The 18872-nt window shown below is 32.7% G+C and carries 18 protein-coding genes and 1 riboswitch; of the genes, 5 read left to right on the top strand and 13 right to left on the bottom strand.

The window, feature by feature from the left end; genetic code table 11:
• Positions 1–5: 5 nt before the first annotated feature.
• The 10 genes from VOI25_RS05225 to VOI25_RS05180 all read right to left on the bottom strand — a co-directional run bounded on the left by VOI25_RS05225 (position 6) and on the right by VOI25_RS05180 (position 10737).
• Positions 6–1328 carry a DNA recombination protein RmuC gene (locus VOI25_RS05225; protein WP_323787950.1) on the bottom strand — a complete coding sequence of 441 codons (1323 nt, stop codon included), beginning with the start codon at positions 1326–1328 and terminating at the stop codon, positions 6–8.
• Between the two features lie 72 nt (positions 1329–1400).
• The gene (locus VOI25_RS05220; protein WP_323787948.1) at positions 1401–2045 is read right to left on the bottom strand and encodes an SCO family protein; all 645 of its coding nucleotides are present in this window, start codon (positions 2043–2045) and stop codon (positions 1401–1403) included.
• An 11-nt stretch (positions 2046–2056) separates the two neighbouring features.
• Positions 2057–3742 (bottom strand): hypothetical protein, encoded by a 1686-nt coding sequence (locus tag VOI25_RS05215; RefSeq protein ID WP_323787946.1) that lies wholly within the window; start codon positions 3740–3742, stop codon positions 2057–2059.
• A 204-nt stretch (positions 3743–3946) separates the two neighbouring features.
• On the bottom strand, positions 3947–4879 hold the full coding sequence (locus VOI25_RS05210) for a hypothetical protein (protein WP_323787944.1): 933 nt from the start codon (positions 4877–4879) through the stop codon (positions 3947–3949).
• 16 nt (positions 4880–4895) lie between these two features.
• Entirely contained in the window at positions 4896–5852 is a 957-nt protein-coding gene (locus VOI25_RS05205) for a DUF6175 family protein (protein WP_323787943.1), read from the bottom strand.
• Positions 5853–5869: 17 nt separating this feature from the next.
• Entirely contained in the window at positions 5870–6391 is a 522-nt protein-coding gene (locus tag VOI25_RS05200; protein WP_323787942.1) for a hypothetical protein, read from the bottom strand.
• 11 nt (positions 6392–6402) lie between these two features.
• The gene (locus tag VOI25_RS05195; protein ID WP_323787941.1) at positions 6403–7635 is read right to left on the bottom strand and encodes a hypothetical protein; all 1233 of its coding nucleotides are present in this window, start codon (positions 7633–7635) and stop codon (positions 6403–6405) included.
• A gap of 130 nt (positions 7636–7765) precedes the next feature.
• Positions 7766–8557, bottom strand: coding sequence for an ABC transporter ATP-binding protein (locus tag VOI25_RS05190; RefSeq protein WP_323787940.1), 792 nt, complete (start codon positions 8555–8557; stop codon positions 7766–7768).
• Between the two features lie 2 nt (positions 8558–8559).
• On the bottom strand, positions 8560–9582 hold the full coding sequence (locus VOI25_RS05185) for an iron ABC transporter permease (RefSeq protein ID WP_323787939.1): 1023 nt from the start codon (positions 9580–9582) through the stop codon (positions 8560–8562).
• Complete coding sequence (locus VOI25_RS05180) at positions 9583–10737, bottom strand: ABC transporter substrate-binding protein (RefSeq protein WP_323787938.1); 1155 nt, start codon at positions 10735–10737, stop codon at positions 9583–9585.
• Positions 10738–10938: 201 nt separating this feature from the next.
• A riboswitch (cobalamin riboswitch) is annotated at positions 10939–11163 on the top strand.
• Positions 11164–11228: 65 nt separating this feature from the next.
• Here VOI25_RS05180 and VOI25_RS05175 point away from each other — a divergent pair.
• The gene (locus tag VOI25_RS05175) at positions 11229–13160 is read left to right on the top strand and encodes a TonB-dependent receptor plug domain-containing protein (RefSeq protein WP_323787937.1); all 1932 of its coding nucleotides are present in this window, start codon (positions 11229–11231) and stop codon (positions 13158–13160) included.
• A gap of 46 nt (positions 13161–13206) precedes the next feature.
• Here VOI25_RS05175 and VOI25_RS05170 read toward each other — a convergent pair whose 3' ends face one another.
• Positions 13207–14649, bottom strand: coding sequence for a S41 family peptidase (locus VOI25_RS05170; RefSeq protein ID WP_323787936.1), 1443 nt, complete (start codon positions 14647–14649; stop codon positions 13207–13209).
• 285 nt (positions 14650–14934) lie between these two features.
• Between VOI25_RS05170 and VOI25_RS05165 the strand changes: the two genes are divergently transcribed.
• The 4 genes from VOI25_RS05165 to VOI25_RS05150 are packed head-to-tail and all read left to right on the top strand — an operon-like array spanning position 14935 to position 17129.
• The gene (locus tag VOI25_RS05165; RefSeq protein ID WP_323787935.1) at positions 14935–15444 is read left to right on the top strand and encodes a sigma-70 family RNA polymerase sigma factor; all 510 of its coding nucleotides are present in this window, start codon (positions 14935–14937) and stop codon (positions 15442–15444) included.
• A complete protein-coding gene (locus VOI25_RS05160) occupies positions 15431–15982 on the top strand; it encodes a hypothetical protein (RefSeq protein WP_323787934.1) in 552 nt (183 codons plus the stop codon). Before VOI25_RS05165 ends, VOI25_RS05160 begins: the two co-directional genes overlap by 14 nt.
• Before the next feature lie 21 nt (positions 15983–16003).
• Positions 16004–16576, top strand: coding sequence for a DUF4252 domain-containing protein (locus VOI25_RS05155; protein ID WP_323787933.1), 573 nt, complete (start codon positions 16004–16006; stop codon positions 16574–16576).
• Positions 16577–16583: 7 nt separating this feature from the next.
• Complete coding sequence (locus tag VOI25_RS05150; RefSeq protein WP_323787932.1) at positions 16584–17129, top strand: DUF4252 domain-containing protein; 546 nt, start codon at positions 16584–16586, stop codon at positions 17127–17129.
• A 58-nt stretch (positions 17130–17187) separates the two neighbouring features.
• Here the strand turns inward: VOI25_RS05150 and VOI25_RS05145 are convergent, their stop codons facing one another.
• Together VOI25_RS05145 and purB are read right to left on the bottom strand one after the other, a co-directional pair.
• Entirely contained in the window at positions 17188–17370 is a 183-nt protein-coding gene (locus tag VOI25_RS05145) for a hypothetical protein (RefSeq protein ID WP_323787931.1), read from the bottom strand.
• A gap of 2 nt (positions 17371–17372) precedes the next feature.
• A complete protein-coding gene (gene purB / locus VOI25_RS05140; protein ID WP_323787930.1) occupies positions 17373–18716 on the bottom strand; it encodes an adenylosuccinate lyase in 1344 nt (447 codons plus the stop codon).
• Positions 18717–18872 lie beyond the last annotated feature (156 nt).

The raw sequence follows: 18872 nt of genomic DNA, 5'->3' as shown, positions 1-18872 counted from the left end.
TATTTTTATTCTTCATCATCATGAGCACGTTTAATAATGGCTTCCGGTAAAGATTTTTTTGCTTTCGCTCCTAATTTTTTAATTTTCTCTACGCTTGTGATTAGGTTTCCTTTTCCTTCAACTAATTTATTCATGGCCGAAGAATAATCTTTTTTGGCATCATCAATCTTTTTGCCAACTCCAGTTAAGTCTTTTACTAAACCTTCAAATTTGTCGTAAAGCGCTCCAGCTTGTCTAGCAATTTCTATTGCATTGCGCTGCTGCTTTTCGTTATTCCACATGGTATCAATCGTACGCAGTGTAGCTAATAGAGTAGAAGGTGTTACAATAACAATATTTTGCTCAAATGCTTTGTTGTACAATGAATTGTCTTCATTTATGGCAACAGCAAAAGCAGGTTCAATGGGTATAAATAGCAAGACAAAGTCAGGTGATTCTATATCATATAAGTCTTGATAGTTTTTTTCTGAAAGTTGATCAACATGTTTTCTAATAGAATTGATATGCGCTTTTAAATAGATGTGACGTTCATTATCCTCTGCATTCACGTATCGTTCGTAATCTGTCAATGATACTTTACTGTCAATAATCATTTTTTTACGATCTGGAAGATGCAAAACGACATCTGGAAGTACTCGACTACCGTCAGGAAGATTAAAACTCTGCTGAACATAATATTCTCTATCTTTCTCTAATCCTGACTTTTCAAGAACACGTTCTAAGACCAATTCGCCCCAATTTCCTTGCATTTTACTATCGCCTTTTAAGGCTTTGGTTAGGTTGGTAGCTTCTTTAGTCATTTGCTGATTAAGATCTTTTAAACCTAGGAGCTGCTCTTTTAAAGCAGAATGCATACTAATGCTTTCCTTTTGTGTATCGTCAACCTTTTTTTCGAAAATTTGAATTTTTTCTTGAAGTGGATTTAAGATATTCTTGATGTTTTCTTTATTCTGAAGGGTGAATTTTTCGGATTTTTCATCTAATATTTTAGTAGCAAGTAGTTCGAAGTCTTTTCTGAGCTGTTCTTGCCGCTCTTCTAATTCTTCATCACGCTTTAAATTTTGTTGCTGAAGATTTTCGTATTCAGTATTCTTTCTTGTTAATTCGGTATTTAAAAACTCTTTCTCTCGTCTTATGTCTTCACGATCTGTTTCGAGTTTTGAAAGGTTCTGTTTTAAACCTTCAATCGTTAAAGACATCTGATTTTGACGTTCTTCTAGCGTGCTTTGTTCGCTTTTACTTTTCAGTTTAATAAAAAGCATGCCTAAGTAGGCACCAATTGCTGCAGAAATAAGAATGGTTAAAATGAGAATAAGACTGTCGTTCATAAAATGAATTGAAATTTACTCAAAGATAAATGAATTGTCGAAAAATTAAGGTTTGTAATTAAAAGATATATTCTAGTTTTTTAAAATATGTATATCTTCAATAATTCGTTTAATGTCCTCATCATTTGTCCCATCATAAATACCACGAATTTGTTTCTTTTTGTCTATTAAGATGAAGTTGGGCGTGTGTATGAAATCTTGTTGTTCATCACCTTGTTTTACAACTGCAAAATAACTTTGACGAGCAAGTTTATAAATATGGTTTTTGTCACCAGTAGTTATATTCCATTTTTTGTCAATTACACCTTTTGCTTTTGCATATTCTTTTAAAATAGTGACATTATCTGTTTCTGGAAGAACAGAAAGTGATAAAAACATGATTTCATCATCATCTATAAACTCTTCTTGAATTTTTCCCATGTTATCAGTCATTATTGGACAAATAGTACCACAGGTTGTGAAAAAGAAATCAGTTACATATATTTTATCCTTGTAATTCTCCTGAGTAATTACTTGACCATTTTGATTGGTAAGGTTAAAATCTGCGACTGTATGATTTTCGGTTTTTCCTCTAAGCTTCTTGTCTACTAATTCTGATTTGAAGTCTGCAGGATTATAGATAGGTAATATTTTTTTCTCCTTAGTGTTACAGGATAATAACCCAATACACAACAAAGCTAAATTAAGTACGAATACGAGCTTTTTATTCACAGTCATAATGAATGCAATTAAAGGATAGATTTTTCAATATAATTTGAAGCTTCTACAAGTTCATTTCGATTGCTATTGGAATCCTTAGCAAGTTCAATAAGTTGTTTGAAATACAAGGTTGCCTTATCCGTGTTTCCTGATTTTTTTGCTGCTATTGCTGCTCCATAAATTCCATTGAATCTATTTGGATGTCCTTTTAAATTGATTTCATAAGCTATTAAGGCCTCTTCTGGTTTATTTAAAAGTAGTAGCATATCACCAAGAAGTTCGTCAGCAGGTAATACTTCTCCTGGTGTTACAGGGTGTTTAGAGGTTTCGCTTTCAAGCTTTGCGGCAGTTCTCATTAAAGCGAGCGCTTCCTCATTGTTCCCTTTTGCTAAATTAATCCAAGCTTCTGTAGTCTTAATTTCAATGTAAACTTGTCCAGCTTTATATTTGGCTTGAGCACTCTTTAATTCAAGTAGTTCCTCATGGAAAGATTGAATGATTGCCAGTTCTTTTTCAGCAGCAACAATATCACCAGAACGAGCAGATCCTAAAGCTCTAGCAAAATGCAAAATTGATTTTTCCCAAGGAAAATTATCCCAATTAAGATCTAAAGTGGGTAATTTTAATTGAGCTGCCTTTTCCCATTGCCTGTTTTCTAAGGCAATTCTTGCCGGAATTGCATTTGCAGTATAAGCAACAGCAAAGTGATTTAATGGGAATATCTTTTTCATTGATTTGAGATATTCATTTTGGTCGTTTACCTCTTTGTCTTTTCCTTGTTGCAAATAGGCATAGACTAGATAATCCATGGCATGAATTTCTTGAGCCCAATTGGCATCTGGATTAACACTTTCTGCATAACAAACTGCCGATGATGCTGAATTTATATTGGTGTCAATAGATTCTTGCCATAGACCTAGACGTGTAAAGATATGAGAAGGCATATGTTGTGCGTGTGCAGAAGCTGGAGCAATTTCAGCATAACGTCTCGCCGTATTTAGAGCTGTTTCTGCAATTTCTGGATAATCATAAGTGTGAATCACATAATGGGCAATACCTGGATGATTAGGTTGTTCTTTAAAAAGCTTTTGTAGAATAGCACCAGCTTTTTTCTGATTAGAATACGTTTTATCATTTGGATCTGCAGCAGAAGTTATGGCTAAGGAATAAAATATAGCAGCTTCAATGTCATCAGTTTGACTCTTATAAATTTGCTCCATTTTCTTTTCATATAAGAGCTCTCTAGTTTTATGATCTTTGTTTTCCCAATCATTATAAAATACGTTTATAGCATCTAGGTACAATTCTGCTCGTTTTGTTTTTGGTAAAGATTCTGCTATTTCAAGAAGTGCTAATCCTTTTTTTAATTCTTTAGGACCAGGTGGAGCCCATAACTCATGATATATACTCATTGCAACTCCCCAATATGCCATAGCACATTCTGGATCTGCATCAATAACTTTTACAAATGCTTTCTCAGCTTCGTCATATTCAAAAGAGTGGAGTAGTGAAATGGCTAAATCAAAAGTTTCCCGAACATTATATTCACATTCTAGAGCAAAACTTACATCACCAAATTCTGGAGTACCACAAAGTAAAATGTCACCTCGTTTTAAATCGATTGAAGCTAATGCAGGATTGGGTTTTGGAGTTTTGTCTTTACAAGAAAAAATAAGTAAGACTAATACAAGGCTTGATACTTTTAGTAATTTCATCTTTTAATTGATTTAGTAGTATTTGTTAAGATGAAAAGCGGTTTATAAAAAAGAGGGGATTGAAGTTTTTTAAAAATCTGATTTTCAATAATCTAAAATTAACGTAAAATAGTTAGAAAAGAAAATGATTTGAGCTTATTCAAGTTAGGTAATAAAAAAAGCACTCTAACTAGAGTGCTTTTTTTATTATAATTGACTTAAAAATTAATACCAACCTCTCACATTGTACATCACTGTACTTGGTTGATTTTGTGCGTTAGCCATACTAACTTCAAAAGCAGAATCATAATAGGATTTAGTTGCATCTAAAACTTTAAGTTTATAATTCCAGTCTCTGTCTTGTAAGTCTTTGGCTCTAGCTTCAATTTTACTAAACAAGGCCTTTACTTTACTAAAGCAATCTGCTTCTGGCTGAACCGAAGATAAGATTCTAGCTGCTTCATTAGCTGCTTCAATATCTTGATTAGCACTCCAGATGGCTTGTGCTTCATTAAGTCTTAATTTACAATCTCTATTCGCAGCTTTTATAAAAAGTGCCTTTGTTTTGCTCTTTGATTTATCAAAGCAAGAACTAGAAGAAGGAATGCTAAGCATGATTCCTAAGGCTTGTTCTGGTTGTCCTGAGTTTTCTAGAGCTTCAGCATCTTTTTGTATTTGCGAGCAGTTTGTATTGTAGTAATCAATAATTTTGTCTTTTCCTCTAGACAGAAAACTTTGCATGTTTTCATTTTTAGGCTTAAGACGTTTTAAAGCTTGCATGTAGGCTTTAGTTTCTGTTGTTCCTACACCTTTTAAATTAAAAGTTTCACTAGCGTATAAGGTTCCTGCAATTCCGTCACCAATATATAAAGTAACGTCTAAAACTAGAACTACTTTTACTGGTGAAGTTGGCATTACTTCTTTTGTAGCCACGACAATATTTGGTGTGATAATAAATCTTGAATTGTAAGCATTATCACTAATACCGTTTGCGGTAACAATTTGGCCAAGTTTATTGATAAGCATCTTTTTTGCTGATGCTGGTACATTTTCTATTTGATCAGGAACATAAGCACCTAAATTAATTGCATAATCTTTGTTTTGCCCAATTGCTACAATTGAAGCTAAACAAAATAGTATTGCTAAAGCGTTTTTCATTTTGTTGTTTTTTATATTATTTACTGCCTAGTATTATCGTAGCTCTTCCAAGTCCTTTCATTACTAATTTATTAGGAATTGAAAATGGTGCATTATTTAAATACTTACTTAATTCTCTAACAAATCGTCGTGCATCAATAGCTCGTCCTTTGTCATTGTAAAGTGGAATTCTAACTTGTTCAAAAAGCGCCATGCTTTCCGTCATATCTGTTGTACTAAATCTACCTTTTACAGTATTATCAGCTAACCAGTCTTCAATAACGAATCCTAATTCATCTTCTCCTCCAAATTCAGTTTCAAGATCACCATCCCAATCATCCCACTTTTGGATTCTCACAATGATTTCTCGTCCATTTTCAAACATATCATCAAAATGTTCCTGCAAAGACAACGTGAAATTGTCCATATGAGATAATACGGCTTCAGAAAGTAAAACTGGTGTTTCTGCAGAAAATGAAGGTGCTCCAGTTCCTGTGGCAGTTGCTACTTGTTTATCTGTGTAAGCATCTAAACCTTGAAGGTTGAAATTTATAGATTTTTTTGGCCCAGTTTTATTAACTGTCCAAGTTAATTGAATAATGATATCTGCTTTGGCAGCTTTTTTAATAGCATCAATTGGACTTTCATCTACAGAAGCTCCAGAGTCTTTAGAACTTCTAAGATTATCTTCTACTGCATTAGACTCCATAGTTTTAATAGCAGACTCCATGTTTTTAAGAGGAAAACCTCTTTCTGCCATCATGCCATTAATTTGGCTAATTACTTGCAGAACTTCAGTGTTTTCTTGAAAAGCTCTTTTGTAATCAGGAATTCTTGTTATTGAACCTTGATTGTCAAACTCTAAAGAGTATCCGTTTTGTATGCACCAAGCATCACTAGGAACAACCATAAGTGTTGGTTTTTTTGCTTGACCAAAACTTAATAAACAAAATAGTGTAAATGTAATGAGGGTAAATGATTTATGTAATTTCATTGTATATATTTTTTTAATTAGAAACCAGAATCTAAAGACTTAGCGATACCTTTTGATTCTAATAATTTTCTTAATTGATCAGTAAGGACATTCACAACAATTCCAATTTTGTATTCACGTTTACTAACTTTTAATCGATCACCAGGCGCAATATTGCCATCAGTTGCTGAACTTACATATTTTAAATATGCTCCACCATCTGCAAAGAAACTATCAAAAAATTCTTTGTGTTTTTCTTCCATTGAAGGATCAGATACTAAGGCTCTAAATTGAGTACAGCCTTGACCACCACCAGCAAAACCTTTGAAAATAATCCCGTGAACAGCATTTTTCATTCCTCTTGAAATGGCATGTTTAGGATTTTTAGAATAGGACCATACCTTAACTAGTTTTGATCCTTGCTTAGCAATACCTTCACATTCTAAGTCGTATCTCCAAATTTTTGTGTCTTCATTTGCTTTGTTTTTTTTCCATTGTGCGTTCACACTAGTACAAAAACCTATAAAAAGTACTGATAACATTACGTGTTTTAATTTCATAACTCTATATTTTAATTTATTTGACGTATTAACATTCCTGGGTAAAACTTATTTTTTTTCCCGGTAAAAACTGTGTATTCTAGAGTCTCATCTGTGTTTTCTTCATCAGCACCAAATCGGTTATCCCAAATTTGATCTTTATCAACTTTTATAACTCCAACTCGTTTGTATTCAGTCTTACCTTCTTTATTAATAACTTGTTCTAGAACCTCATATTTGTCACCTTTTGCAAGTCCTTCTTTCATTCCTATTTTTGCTGATAAAGGTTCAGTGCTCATCAACGGTGTTTTTGTTCTAAACACTTCATACTCTCTTTGCAATTTTGCAGTTACAGCATCTGAAGCTTTTACTGTCGCAATTGTAATTAATTCTTCGTCTGTTTTTTTCGTAAATGACGTGCTTTGTAAATCGGCCCATGCCATTTGTGTTCCAATATATTCCAATTCAAAAACATCAGATTCATCAAAAGCTTTAACTTTTTCTTCGTCAATCTGACCATCTTCAGTCCAATAGTCATTATAAAAAATACCAGCAACTTCATCATTCCATTTAAGTCTGAATAAAAGAGCATCGGTTTTTATGACATAACCTTTTCCTAAGACGCCAACACCTTCTCCGACGGCATCACTAACTAAGGCTACATCTCCTGCTCCAGCAAGTGAAGCTACGCTAGAGATACCAGATAGTAAGCCTTTTGCTTTTTTTGCAACTTCTTCCTTGTCTGTATATTTAAAATTGTTGACAATGACAAACGTATTCTTTATAAGCTCTTCGCCAGCATCAGCTAACATAGCTGTTCCTCTTTCACTGTTTTTTGCAATTTTAACGTCTAAATCAGTAGCACTATAAAATCCTCTTTCAGAAATCAAGTCCATATTGAAACCACCTTGTTCGCTTCTGTTGAACCATTTAGCAACCATTGATTTTGCAATGTCGTGTGTGGATAGATAATCTGTAATCGCAACTTTTTGTGCTTCCTTTAAATCGGCTTTAGATAACGTGTCATTGTATAATTTTGGAATACTTCGTTCACTTACAACATGATTATTGAATTTTTCAGGAATTTTAGAATTAACAAATGTTTCTTGAATAAGTTGACTGAAATTTCTTGAAGAATCGGCAACCATTAAGGTATATAAAGAACTTCTTCTGTATTCAGCGGTTTTATTATCGGTTTGAGAATATCCTGAGAATATAAAACATAAACAGAATATAAGGATGAGTGGTTTAGTTAGTCTTGTCATTTTTGAGTTTGGTTAGTATACTGCAAATTATAACTTTTAATTTGTTTTTAAACTGCCTTTTATGCAGTATGTCGAAATTTGACTATGCAAAATTTTATTTTTTTGATGTTATAAAATTATTGAAAATGAGTTACTTAACTCTGAAACTACCTGTTTTTTTATCAAAGTTTATCAAGTCTTTAGGAAAGAGGGTTTCAAAGACGGCTTTCTTGATAAGATTACTTGGAGAATCTGATTCCACTTGATTAATTGTCATTACAATCATCGTGTCACATAATTGAATGGCTAAATCAATTTCATGAGAAGAAAATAATATGGTTTTATTCATGTCTTTTGCGAGTTTCTGAAGTAGCTTCAATATATATGCCTTATGATACATATCTAGATGTGTTGTAGGTTCATCAAGTATAATAAGATCTGTGTCTTGAGCTAAGGCACGTGCAATCATCACTTTTTGTAACTGACCATCACTTAATTCAAAACACTTGCGATCTTTTAGGTCGGAGAGGTTGGTTTGTTCTATTGCCTTATTGATGATTAAACGATCTGCTTCAGAAAGTTTACCAACCCAATTTGTGTAAGGCTGTCGACCAAGTGCTATTAGTTCAAAAACAGATAGGTTTTTTGACATGAGTTGTTCAGTTAATACTAAACTCATGGTTTTCGCTAAATCAATTGCAGAGTAATTTAAAAGAGGTTTATCATTTAATAGAATGTTACCATCTAAAGGTTGTTGAATAGAGGTTAATGTTCTCAATAATGTAGATTTACCAATACCATTCGCACCAACTAGCCCAATAAGTTCGCCTTGATTGAGTTCAATATTGATACTATTAGCAATTACACTTGTGCCTTTTTTTGATGTATAACCAATGGCAAGATTTTCAGTTTTTAGGATGATATGTTTGTTCTTTGTATTCAAGTTTAAAATACCATTTTACGTTGTCTAACTAATAACCAAACCACAACAGGAGCTCCAATTAAAGAGGTAATGGCATTAATTGGTAAGGTGTAATCACTTGTAGGTAACTGTGCTATACTATCGCAAATTAGCATTACTATTGCTCCAAATAGAAATACTGCTGGCAGTAATATTTTATGATTGGATGTATTAAATAATTGTCTTGTCATATGTGGAATTGCGAGTCCTATAAAAGCAATTGGTCCTGCAAATGCTGTAATTGTACCAGCGAGCAAACTAGTTGCCAAAATGATGATTAAACGACTTTTCTTAATATTTAAACCTAAGCTTTTTGCATAGTTTTCTCCCAATAAAAAGGTGTTTAATGCTTTAATGGATTGTATCGTTAAGGCTATTCCAAAGATATAAATGGAGAAAAAGATTAACAGTTCATTCCAAGTTAGGTTTCCTAAGCTTCCAAATCCCCAAAATATATATTGTTGTAATTGTTCCGCAGAACTAAAATAGGAGAGCACGCTAACTATAGCAGCAGTTATACTTCCAAACATTAAACCAATAATTAAAATGGCCATTGTGTCTCTCACTTTGGAAGACACTAATAATACAGCTAATAAAATTAGAAAACTTCCTAAACTTGCAGCTATAACGATACTCCATTTTGAAATCAATACAGTTGCCAATACACCTCCAAATAGCCCTGAACCTAAAATCACTAAGGCAACACCAAGGCTTGCACCAGAGCTTATTCCTAAAACAAATGGTCCTGCTAACGGATTCCTGAATAATGTTTGCATTAGAAGCCCAGAAATACCTAAGCCTGATCCAACTAAGATTGCTGTGAAAGCTTTTGGTAACCTGTAATTTTGAATAATATATTGCCAAGATTCATGTTCCGAAGTCCCAAAAACACTAAGAAAAACTTCTTTTATCGGAATACTAACCGATCCTAAACTGATGTTCGCCAAAAAACATAACAATAGAAGTACAGTTAAAAAAACGAATCGATATGTAAATTTAGTTTTCAACTAGTTTAGGGGTTTGAAAAACGTTGTTTTGTAATCTTTTAATAATTCAGGATGGCATATTTTTATCATATCTTTTAAGACCAAATCTGGTCTGGAGATTCCGAGTTCATAATATAAAACACCTCCTGTTCTTCCTGTAGTATTTGAAAACGTATAAATCGTTTTGTTCTGAAAAGCTGCAAATTGAGAATAATGGTTATTTGATTTTTCTAAATCGTCATAGCTAGTGTAGTATGATGGACTTAACCATAATTCTGCATTTTTACCTTTTTCGTATACAGCTTCGAAGCTTAAGGCAATACTTCCAGTTTCTTTTGTGCTGCTCCATAAATAATTGGTATTTGCATCGTTTAAAAATTGTGCTTCAGGACTTGTTCCGTTAGGCAAATACCAAATATCCTTGTGCATTGCTCCACATAAAACAGTTGGTTTAGAAGTCGCTTCAGAAGCTATTTTTTTTGCGTCGATATAGTCGGATTCAATTTGTTTAAATATGGCTTCAGCTTCCTTTTCTTTAATGTACAATGCTCCGAAAAATTTAATCCATTCCGCTTTTGCTAACGGTGTTTTTTCAACCCAATCACCATTGTAAATGACAGGAATACCTGCTTTTTCAATTATTTCCATGCTTTTATTAGTCCCATCAACTCCAAAAGCAACCACCACATCAGGACGTATTTCTAGTAAAACCTCAGTGTTGATGCCTTCGTTATTACCAAGCTCTCTAATTTGTCCTTGATCAATACGTTTTCTCGTTTTTTCAGATGAAATATAGTCCGTTCCTGGAAAACCAACTAAGGTTTGCTCAACACCTAAAAGCTCAAGTGCAGGAATATGAGTTGTAGATGTAACGACTACTTTTTGAACAGGAGTTATAATTAATCCATTAAACTCCTCTTTGTTTAGAGTTAGTTTTGACGCCTTCTCTTTTGGGATTAATGCATAATTGTAACTATTTTCAGCTTTTGGCCATGGGTTAGAAACCGTTAAAATTTTATGAGTTTCTTTGTCTTCAATTTTAAAACCTTGAGCATAATTATTTTTTAGCTCTAAGACTGACGTCGTTGTTGTTTGATCAACACGTTTTTCCTCTTTACAACCTACTATTATTAATAGACTAATAAGACTAATAAATTGAATCTTTTTATGTAACATTTGTAACTGTTCGTATGAGATACAATCTCTAAATTTGATTAAAATTACTGTTATGCATGATAATTCAAATTTAACAATATATATAGCAGGAGGAATAATATTACTTCATTTTTTAATTGGTTTTATTTATCTGATCTATAAGATGAATAAGAAAAAGTAAGTTTATTTAGTTTACATTCAAAAATCCATCTACTTTTACATCGAATTTAGGTTTCGTTCGGTTTTCCGAATGAATTAAAAGGGAATCTGGTGAGAAATAATTATTTCAAGTCCAGAACTGTTCCCGCAACTGTAAGTTTATACCGAACTCGTTTCGGTACCTCGTTTTTGAGTTATTATTTTCTTCAATACCACTGGTCGAATAACTGGGAAGGTGAAATAATAAATAAATAAGTCAGGAGACCTGCCAAATTCAAACATATAAGTCAAACTTTCGGGATAAAAGTTTTAGTATGGAAATTCATGCTATTCCGAGTAATTATTAAATTACAATGAACACAAAAACAATGATTTTTGGTATGCTAGCGATTGGTATATCAACATTAAGCCTTGCGCAACAGCAAGTCGATTCGTTAACAGTTGAACAATTAGATGAGGTTGTGATTACTGATTCTAAATTCAAACTAAAACGAGAAAACTCAGGTAAAGTCATTACCAAAATCACTCAAAAAGACCTTGAAAATCTACAAGGAAAATCTATTGCAGAAATCATTAACAACACGGCTGGTATTGAAATTAATGGTTCTCGAAGCAATGCAGGGCAAAACTTAAATTACTTTGTTCGTGGTGGAAGAAATCGTCAAGTTCTTATTTTAATTGATGGGATTGCCGTTACTGATGCATCGCAAATTGCTAATGATTATGATTTACGTTTACTCAATGCAGATCAAGTAGAAAGTATTGAAATTCTAAAAGGGGCTTCAAGTACACTTTATGGCACAGGAGCAGCATCTGCTGTTATTAATATTAAACTTAAGAACGCTTCTAAAGATGCTTTTGGACTTAATTTAAGGAGTACATTAGGAACTAATCAATCTCAAGATGATACCGATAATGCGATTGAGAATATTTCAAATAGTGTTTCTCTTAATGGAACACTAAACAAGTTGGACTACTTAGCCAGTTTTAGCCATCAATATACGGATGGTTTGTCTGCAGTTTCAGCAGGAGAGGATGAAGATGTATTCAATTCGCATAATGGGTATTTGAAATTAGGTTACCAATTTTCTGAGTCTTTTAAATTGAATACCTATACAAGTTTCGATAAGTTTAAGGCAGATTTTGATGACGGCTTTACGTTTACAGATGCAGATAATACATCTACAACAAGCCAATATAGAATTGGAATCTCTCCAGAGTACAGTTACAAAAATGGAAGTATTATATTAAATGCAGTTTATAATAATATAGAAAGAGATATTAAATCAAGTTTTCCAACCCAGTTTAAAGCAGAAAGTTTTGTTGGTGATTTTTATAACAGATATAATTTTAACGACAAATTCTATACAGTTTTAGGTGTAAATGCTCAGAAAAATGAGATTGAAACATTTTCAATTCCTTTTGGAGGAACTGCCTTTGCTCAAGACATTAATCCTGATGATGCTAGTTTTACAATTGTTGATCCTTATGCAAACGTGGTTTATGTGTCTGATTTTGGATTGAATCTAAATGCAGGTTTGCGTTTGAATAATCATAGTGAATATGGTAATCATTTGGTATATAGTTTGAATCCGTCCTTTAAAAAGGAATTTGAATTTGGTTATCTAAAAGGTTTGGCCAGTTATAGTACCGCGTTTATTGCACCATCATTGTATCAATTGTTTGAGCCAACCTATGGAAATATCAATTTAAAGCCAGAAGAAAATAGAACAATTGAAGTAGGAGCAGAAGTGAATGTTAAAGATAAAGCCACAGTAAGTGTCGTTTATTTCAATCGCTTTGAAGAAAATTTTGTTGATTTTGTTGATTTGGGAAGTTTTGTGTTTCAGTATGCAAACACAGATGAGGACTTTACAGCCAGCGGATTTGAGATTGTTGCTGATGTTGCTTTAACTAAGAACCTAAAATTTTTAGTGAATGGAACCTACACAAAAGTAGAAGAGGATTTAAACCTTAGAATTCCTGAAATTAAAGTAAACGCAGCTTTTAATTATCAGGTGAATGACAAAACCTTTATGAGTTTAAACTATCAATATAATGATGATCGTGAAGATGCATTTTTTAATAGCACATCATTTATGAGTGAGGCGGTTAATTTGAAATCATTCAGCTTAATTGATTTTTATATCAGTCACAAAGTAGTTCATAATCGTATGACGATTTTTGCGAACTTGAATAATATTTTGAATGAAGACTATGAAGAATTATTTGGTTATACTACCAGAGGACGAAACGTCAATATTGGGTTTAATTTGAATCTATAATCGAAAAAGCCACTTTTTAAGTGGCTTTTTTTTCTTTAATTAGAAATTAATCAAATTGTAATTTATGAATTGATAAATCCTCAATATCTAAATACATTCCGTCTTCAAACGGTTTTAAATTGATATCTTTTTTAATCGGTCTAATTTCAGTTTGCGTTTGCTCATATCGTCCTAAACCTTGAATATCTAATATAGCAGCTGCTAATAATCGCTCGTTAACGTCACCAAGAACGCCATAGTCACGAGCTATTTCAATTAAAGGAATATCTGGAATTAATCCAGTTGCAGGTACTGCTTCGTTATTCAAATTAATAGAATTCGCAACTAAAGGTTGTAACGCGTAAGTGTGATTAGGATTAATATCATTAGATCCAAAATTAGCAGAATCAAATAAGGTGACTGAAGCTTGAGTTTTTCCTCTCGTATTATCTCCAATTTGAATAACTTCAATATAGTCTTCTACACCTAGACTATTAATTACCAATTCGCTAGCAGAAGCAGAAGCTTTTGTTGTTAAGATATAAACTTTATCTAGGTTTAAACTATTTATGGTATTGCCATCAAAGCTATCGACAAAATTAAAATCGGTGTTGTTTTGTTGTAAATCTTCATTATATACAAGTTTAGAATAGACTTGACCTGTAAATTGACCAGTAATCATACTCCCTAAAATTGCAGCTGTAGAAATAAAACCACCTGGATTATAACGTAAATCTAAAACCAAGTGTTGGATGTTATTAGATTGAAACTGTCCGAAGGCCGCATTAAGTTCGTTTTCAAAATCACTATTAAATCTGTTATACATTAAATACCCAACATTTTCTCCATCGACATCTATTATGTTTGTTTGGAATACTGGATTTTCTGTGTAAACTTGTTTAGTTAAGGTAACACTATCTGAAGTAGGCTCAATAACATCATCCTCGACTTGAGAAGTCCCATTATCATTATAAATAGCAAAATTAAGGGTGTATGAGTTTTGACTTAAAAAGTTGCTGAAATTAGTTTCTGTTAATGGGATACCATCGACAGCGTCAAAAAGTTGTCCACGTTGTAATCCTAGTTGATCACCCACACTATTAGGTAGCACTAATCTTATAACACCAATTATTAATGTTGGGTCTTGCGGATTACGATGAAAATTAAACTCTACTCCAGTTGAAAGCGAAATGCCTTCTTGACTTTGAAGAAATTCAATATAATTTGGTATAATAAAACTAAAAGGGTCTAAAGGGTCATACACTAAATCATCAAAAAGACTTTCAGGTGTAGAATATCCACTTAAATACGTAGTGTATTCGCTATCAGAAGAAAAGCGCGTATTTGCTAAATCATCAACATTCGCTTTATAGAGATAGGTCGCATTCATTGCTTTCCAAACAAAGTCATTTATGTCACTACTAGCAATGGCATTATCATCATTATCTTCGAAGCAATTGGTAAATGTAAGCGCTACCACAAGTAGTAGGCACAGTTTTATAAGTCTCATATCTTTTTCAATTTCAATTTTTATTGTAAACTAACTATACTATAGTCTACTAAACTATAAATTTACTTACATTATTGTAAATTAAAAAATTTAAGAGTGATGTTCTTTTTTGCCAGCTTGAATGGCTGGTATAGATTGGGTTTTTCTAAATCTAGAGTTTAATAGTTAAGGGCTTTTAGTAGAATCTATATTTATTTTTTTTAGTTAATTGTAACAAATGATTTACATACTCGTCGTAACAATAAGAAGCAGAATAATCACCTGTTTTGAACTAACAACCAAACAATGACACAGACTGATTTTGTAAAATTAGTAATGCCTTTTAAGGATAAGGTCTTTCGCTTAGCAAAAAGACTTCTGGTTTCTAATGAAGAAGCAGAAGATGCAACGCAAGAGATTTTAATGAAACTGTGGCGAAACAAACAGAAAATTAGCGAATACAAGAATGTTGAAGCGTTTTCGATGACAATGACAAAGAATTTTTGCTTAGACCGATTAAAATCGAAACAAGCGCAGAATTTAAAAATAGTTCATAGTAATTACCAAGACAACAATACGTCTTTACAAAAAGAAGTAGAAAATAGAGATAGTGTTGATTGGGTTTCAAAAATAATTGAAGAGTTACCAGAACAACAAAAAATAATATTACAGCTCAGAGATATTGAAGAATATGATTTTGATGAAATTGCAAAAGTGGTAGAAATGAATCCAACAGCAATAAGAGTAGCATTATCAAGAGCGAGAAAAACAATAAGAGAAAAATTAACTAATACGCACAGTTATGGTGTTAAATAGCATAGAGAAACTTTTAGAAAAGTACGATAATGGCGAAACATCGCTAAAAGAAGAGCAGAAGTTGAGAGATTACTTCGCACAAGAAAATGTGGCTCCTCATTTAGAATCGTATAGAATGATGTTTCAATATTTTAATACAACAAAACAAGAACTATATACTAAAGACGTTCCATTAAAACCTAAGAAAAACTTCGTATATCAATGGATTTCTGTCGCAGCAGTAGCAGTTCTAATGTTAGGAATTTTTATTCCTAATGTATTAGGAGGAAGCGAAACTTTAACGCTTGCAGATTTATCTGCCGAAGAACGTAAAGTGTATTTCCAAACTAAAGAAGCGCTGGCAATGCTATCTTCAAATTTTGATAAAGGGACTTCGAGTTTAAGTACATTATCAGAGAATTTTAACCAAGGCGCAACAAGTTTTAATGCTTTAAGCCTGGCATCAGAAAGTTTTAATGTAGGTGCCGAAAAAGCGAGTTATGTAAATAAATTAGGAAACACAACAAACAAATTTTTAAAGAAAACTAAAAACAAGTAAACAATTAAAAAACAAGTAAACATGAAAAATTTAATAGTAATAGTAGTAATAATGTTATCCTCATTCGCAGCAACTGCACAAAGTGTATTTGATAAGTTTGAAGATCAAGAAGAAGTAACATCAGTAATCGTAAACCAGAAAATGTTTAAAATGTTAGCGATGATGGGTGTCGATGTAGATGATCCAGAAATGCAAGGCTATGTTGATATGGCAAAAAGTATCACAAGCTTTAAAGTTTTTACAACTGGAGATGAGAGAATTTCGGCTGATATGAATTCTACAGTAGCTAAATATTTAAAGAATTCTAGCATGGAAGAGTTAATGCGTGTTAAGGATGGAGAACAAACCGTAAACTTTTATGTAAGAGAAGGTAAAGATGAAAACCATGTAAAAGAACTACTAATGTTCATAAATGGGATCAAGGAAATGACTCAAGGTCAGGATATCACTATCAATGGAAAGAAAAGAGAAATTGAAACTGTATTATTGACCTTAACAGGAGATATCGATTTAAGACAAATCTCTAAGTTAACAAATCAAATGAATATGCCAGGAGGCGAACAGTTGAAAAAAGCTGGAAAAGATAAAAACTAATAGCACTATGAATTCATCAATCAAAACCATAATCATGATGTTGTTCTTGGTTGTAACCTTACAAAGTTGCAACCAAGATCCAACATTGCAAAGTTTCTACGTAGATAGTGAACTTGCACCTGGATTTACATCATTAGATGTGCCAATTAGCTTACTGAAAATAGACGAAACCTTATTAGATGAGGAGCAACAAGAAGCTTACGATTCAGTAGAGAAATTAAGTCTCATTGCGTTTGTTGCTGAAGAGGGCAATGCAGAACAAATGAATATTGAATATGCCAAGGTTCAAACAATTTTAAAGAATCCTAAATATGAAGAATTGATGCGTGGCGGAAATTCTACAGATGGAAAATTCATTGTGAAATGTATTGGAGATGGTGATAATGTAGATGAATTTATACTTTTAGGAAATTCAAATGATAAAGGTTTTGCAGTGGTGAGAGTTCTTGGTGATGATATGAATTTTACTAAGATAATGAAATTAGCTACTGTTTTAGATTCAGGAAATATAGAGGAAACTCAATTAAAAGAAATCACTAAATTTTTTCAATAACTGATTCGTATTGAAAATGTTAATGTTAATCACCTTGAGTTTTACTTGAGGTGATTTTTTATTTGGTATTTGGGTCTTTGACAGCAATCCATACCAAAATAAAAGCGAGTAATGCAAATCCAGTAAACAGCAATAACTTTACGATGATGTAATCTAATACATCAAATAATCCCGAAATAAAAAATCCGAAGAATAGAATTCCTGTGTAGATTAATGCTAAGGTGTTTTTACTAAAGGCCATGTTTATATTCCAGTATAATTACTTGGGTTTATAGCTTTCAATTCTGCTTTAATAGCTTCTGAAACATCTAAAGTATCAATAAAATTAGAAATAGAGCGCTCATTAATCGTTTCGTTGGTCCTTGTTAAGCCTTTTAAGGCTTCATAGGGATTAGGGTAAGCTTCACGTCGTAATATGGTTTGTATAGCTTCAGCAACCACTGCCCAATTGTTTTCTAAGTCTTGTGCAAACTTAGGTTCGTTTAATAATAATTTGTGTAACCCTTTTAAAGTTGATTTAAAACCAATCAATGTGTGTCCAAAAGGCACTCCAATATTACGTAAAACTGTACTGTCTGTGAGGTCTCTTTGCAATCTTGAAATCGGGAGCTTTGCAGATAAGTGCTCGAAAATTGCATTAGCTATTCCTAAATTGCCTTCAGAATTTTCAAAATCTATCGGATTTACTTTATGTGGCATTGCGCTACTTCCAACTTCACCTTTTTTGATTTTTTGCTTAAAGTATTCCATTGACACGTAAGTCCAAATATCACGATCTAAATCTATAATGATTGTGTTGATGCGTTTTAATGTGTCAAATAAAGCAGCCATGTGATCGTAATGCTCAATCTGTGTGGTAGGAAACGAATGTTGCAAACCTAATTTTTCTTGAACGAATTTTGTTCCGAAAGCTTTCCAATCTATATCTGGATAGGCCACTTTGTGCGCATTGAAATTCCCAGTTGCTCCACCAAATTTAGCTGCACTTGGCACATCATTCAGCAAATTAAACTGTTCTTCTAAACGCACTACAAATACGTCAATCTCTTTTCCTAACCTCGTAGGAGAAGCTGGTTGACCATGGGTTCTTGCTAACATTGGAATGTCTTTCCATTCCGTTGCCATCTCTTTTAATTTTTTTAGAACCTCAAAGTATTCTGGCACATAAACATCATTCATGGCGTCTTTAAGGCTTAAAGGAATTGCCGTGTTATTAATGTCTTGAGAGGTTAATCCAAAATGGATAAACTCCTTATATTCAGTAAGATTTAACATATCAAACTGTTCCTTTATAAAATACTCAACAGCCTTTACATCATGATTAGTAATCGCTTCAATATCTTTAATAGCTTGAGCATTTTCTGAAGTAAAATTTTTATAAATTGCTCTTAGGTCTTCAAAAACTGACGAGTTAATGTCAGAAAGTTGAGGTAATTTTAATTCACAAAGCGCAATAAAATATTCGACTTCTACTAAAACACGATATTTAATAAGTGCTTCTTCAGAAAAATAAGGAGCGAGATTTTCAATTTTATTTCTGTAACGACCATCTATTGGAGAAATGGCATTTAATGATGATATTGACATTGGTTGTGTTGTTTTTTGGACTAAAACTATAAGTTGGCAAAGATAATTGTTTTCGGTGGAAGCAAGGCATAACTCATTGTAAGTTTTTATACTTTTCTTAAATTTGTAGGTATAAGTTTTCTACTTTTACCAGTATCCAAATTAATTTGGGATCTA

The organism is Psychroserpens sp. (assembly GCF_034670085.1).
In the GTDB taxonomy this organism is placed as follows: Bacteria; Bacteroidota; Bacteroidia; order Flavobacteriales; family Flavobacteriaceae; genus Psychroserpens.
The sequence above is the reverse complement of the archived record's forward strand: the minus strand, read 5'-3'. Positions and strand labels throughout refer to the sequence as shown.

Excerpts from the sequence above, each read along its gene's own strand:
- VOI25_RS05165 (WP_323787935.1), top strand. The coding sequence starts at position 14,935 with ATGACACAGACTGATTTTGTAAAATTAGTAATGCCTTTTAAGGATAAG.
- VOI25_RS05225 (WP_323787950.1), bottom strand. The coding sequence starts at position 1,328 with ATGAACGACAGTCTTATTCTCATTTTAACCATTCTTATTTCTGCAGCA.
- VOI25_RS05160 (WP_323787934.1), top strand. The coding sequence starts at position 15,431 with ATGGTGTTAAATAGCATAGAGAAACTTTTAGAAAAGTACGATAATGGC.
- VOI25_RS05150 (WP_323787932.1), top strand. The coding sequence starts at position 16,584 with ATGAATTCATCAATCAAAACCATAATCATGATGTTGTTCTTGGTTGTA.
- VOI25_RS05175 (WP_323787937.1), top strand. The coding sequence starts at position 11,229 with ATGAACACAAAAACAATGATTTTTGGTATGCTAGCGATTGGTATATCA.
- VOI25_RS05180 (WP_323787938.1), bottom strand. The coding sequence starts at position 10,737 with ATGTTACATAAAAAGATTCAATTTATTAGTCTTATTAGTCTATTAATA.
- VOI25_RS05215 (WP_323787946.1), bottom strand. The coding sequence starts at position 3,742 with ATGAAATTACTAAAAGTATCAAGCCTTGTATTAGTCTTACTTATTTTT.
- VOI25_RS05205 (WP_323787943.1), bottom strand. The coding sequence starts at position 5,852 with ATGAAATTACATAAATCATTTACCCTCATTACATTTACACTATTTTGT.
- purB (WP_323787930.1), bottom strand. The coding sequence starts at position 18,716 with ATGTCAATATCATCATTAAATGCCATTTCTCCAATAGATGGTCGTTAC.
- VOI25_RS05170 (WP_323787936.1), bottom strand. The coding sequence starts at position 14,649 with ATGAGACTTATAAAACTGTGCCTACTACTTGTGGTAGCGCTTACATTT.
- VOI25_RS05220 (WP_323787948.1), bottom strand. The coding sequence starts at position 2,045 with ATGACTGTGAATAAAAAGCTCGTATTCGTACTTAATTTAGCTTTGTTG.
- VOI25_RS05195 (WP_323787941.1), bottom strand. The coding sequence starts at position 7,635 with ATGACAAGACTAACTAAACCACTCATCCTTATATTCTGTTTATGTTTT.
- VOI25_RS05155 (WP_323787933.1), top strand. The coding sequence starts at position 16,004 with ATGAAAAATTTAATAGTAATAGTAGTAATAATGTTATCCTCATTCGCA.
- VOI25_RS05200 (WP_323787942.1), bottom strand. The coding sequence starts at position 6,391 with ATGAAATTAAAACACGTAATGTTATCAGTACTTTTTATAGGTTTTTGT.
- VOI25_RS05145 (WP_323787931.1), bottom strand. The coding sequence starts at position 17,370 with ATGGCCTTTAGTAAAAACACCTTAGCATTAATCTACACAGGAATTCTA.
- VOI25_RS05210 (WP_323787944.1), bottom strand. The coding sequence starts at position 4,879 with ATGAAAAACGCTTTAGCAATACTATTTTGTTTAGCTTCAATTGTAGCA.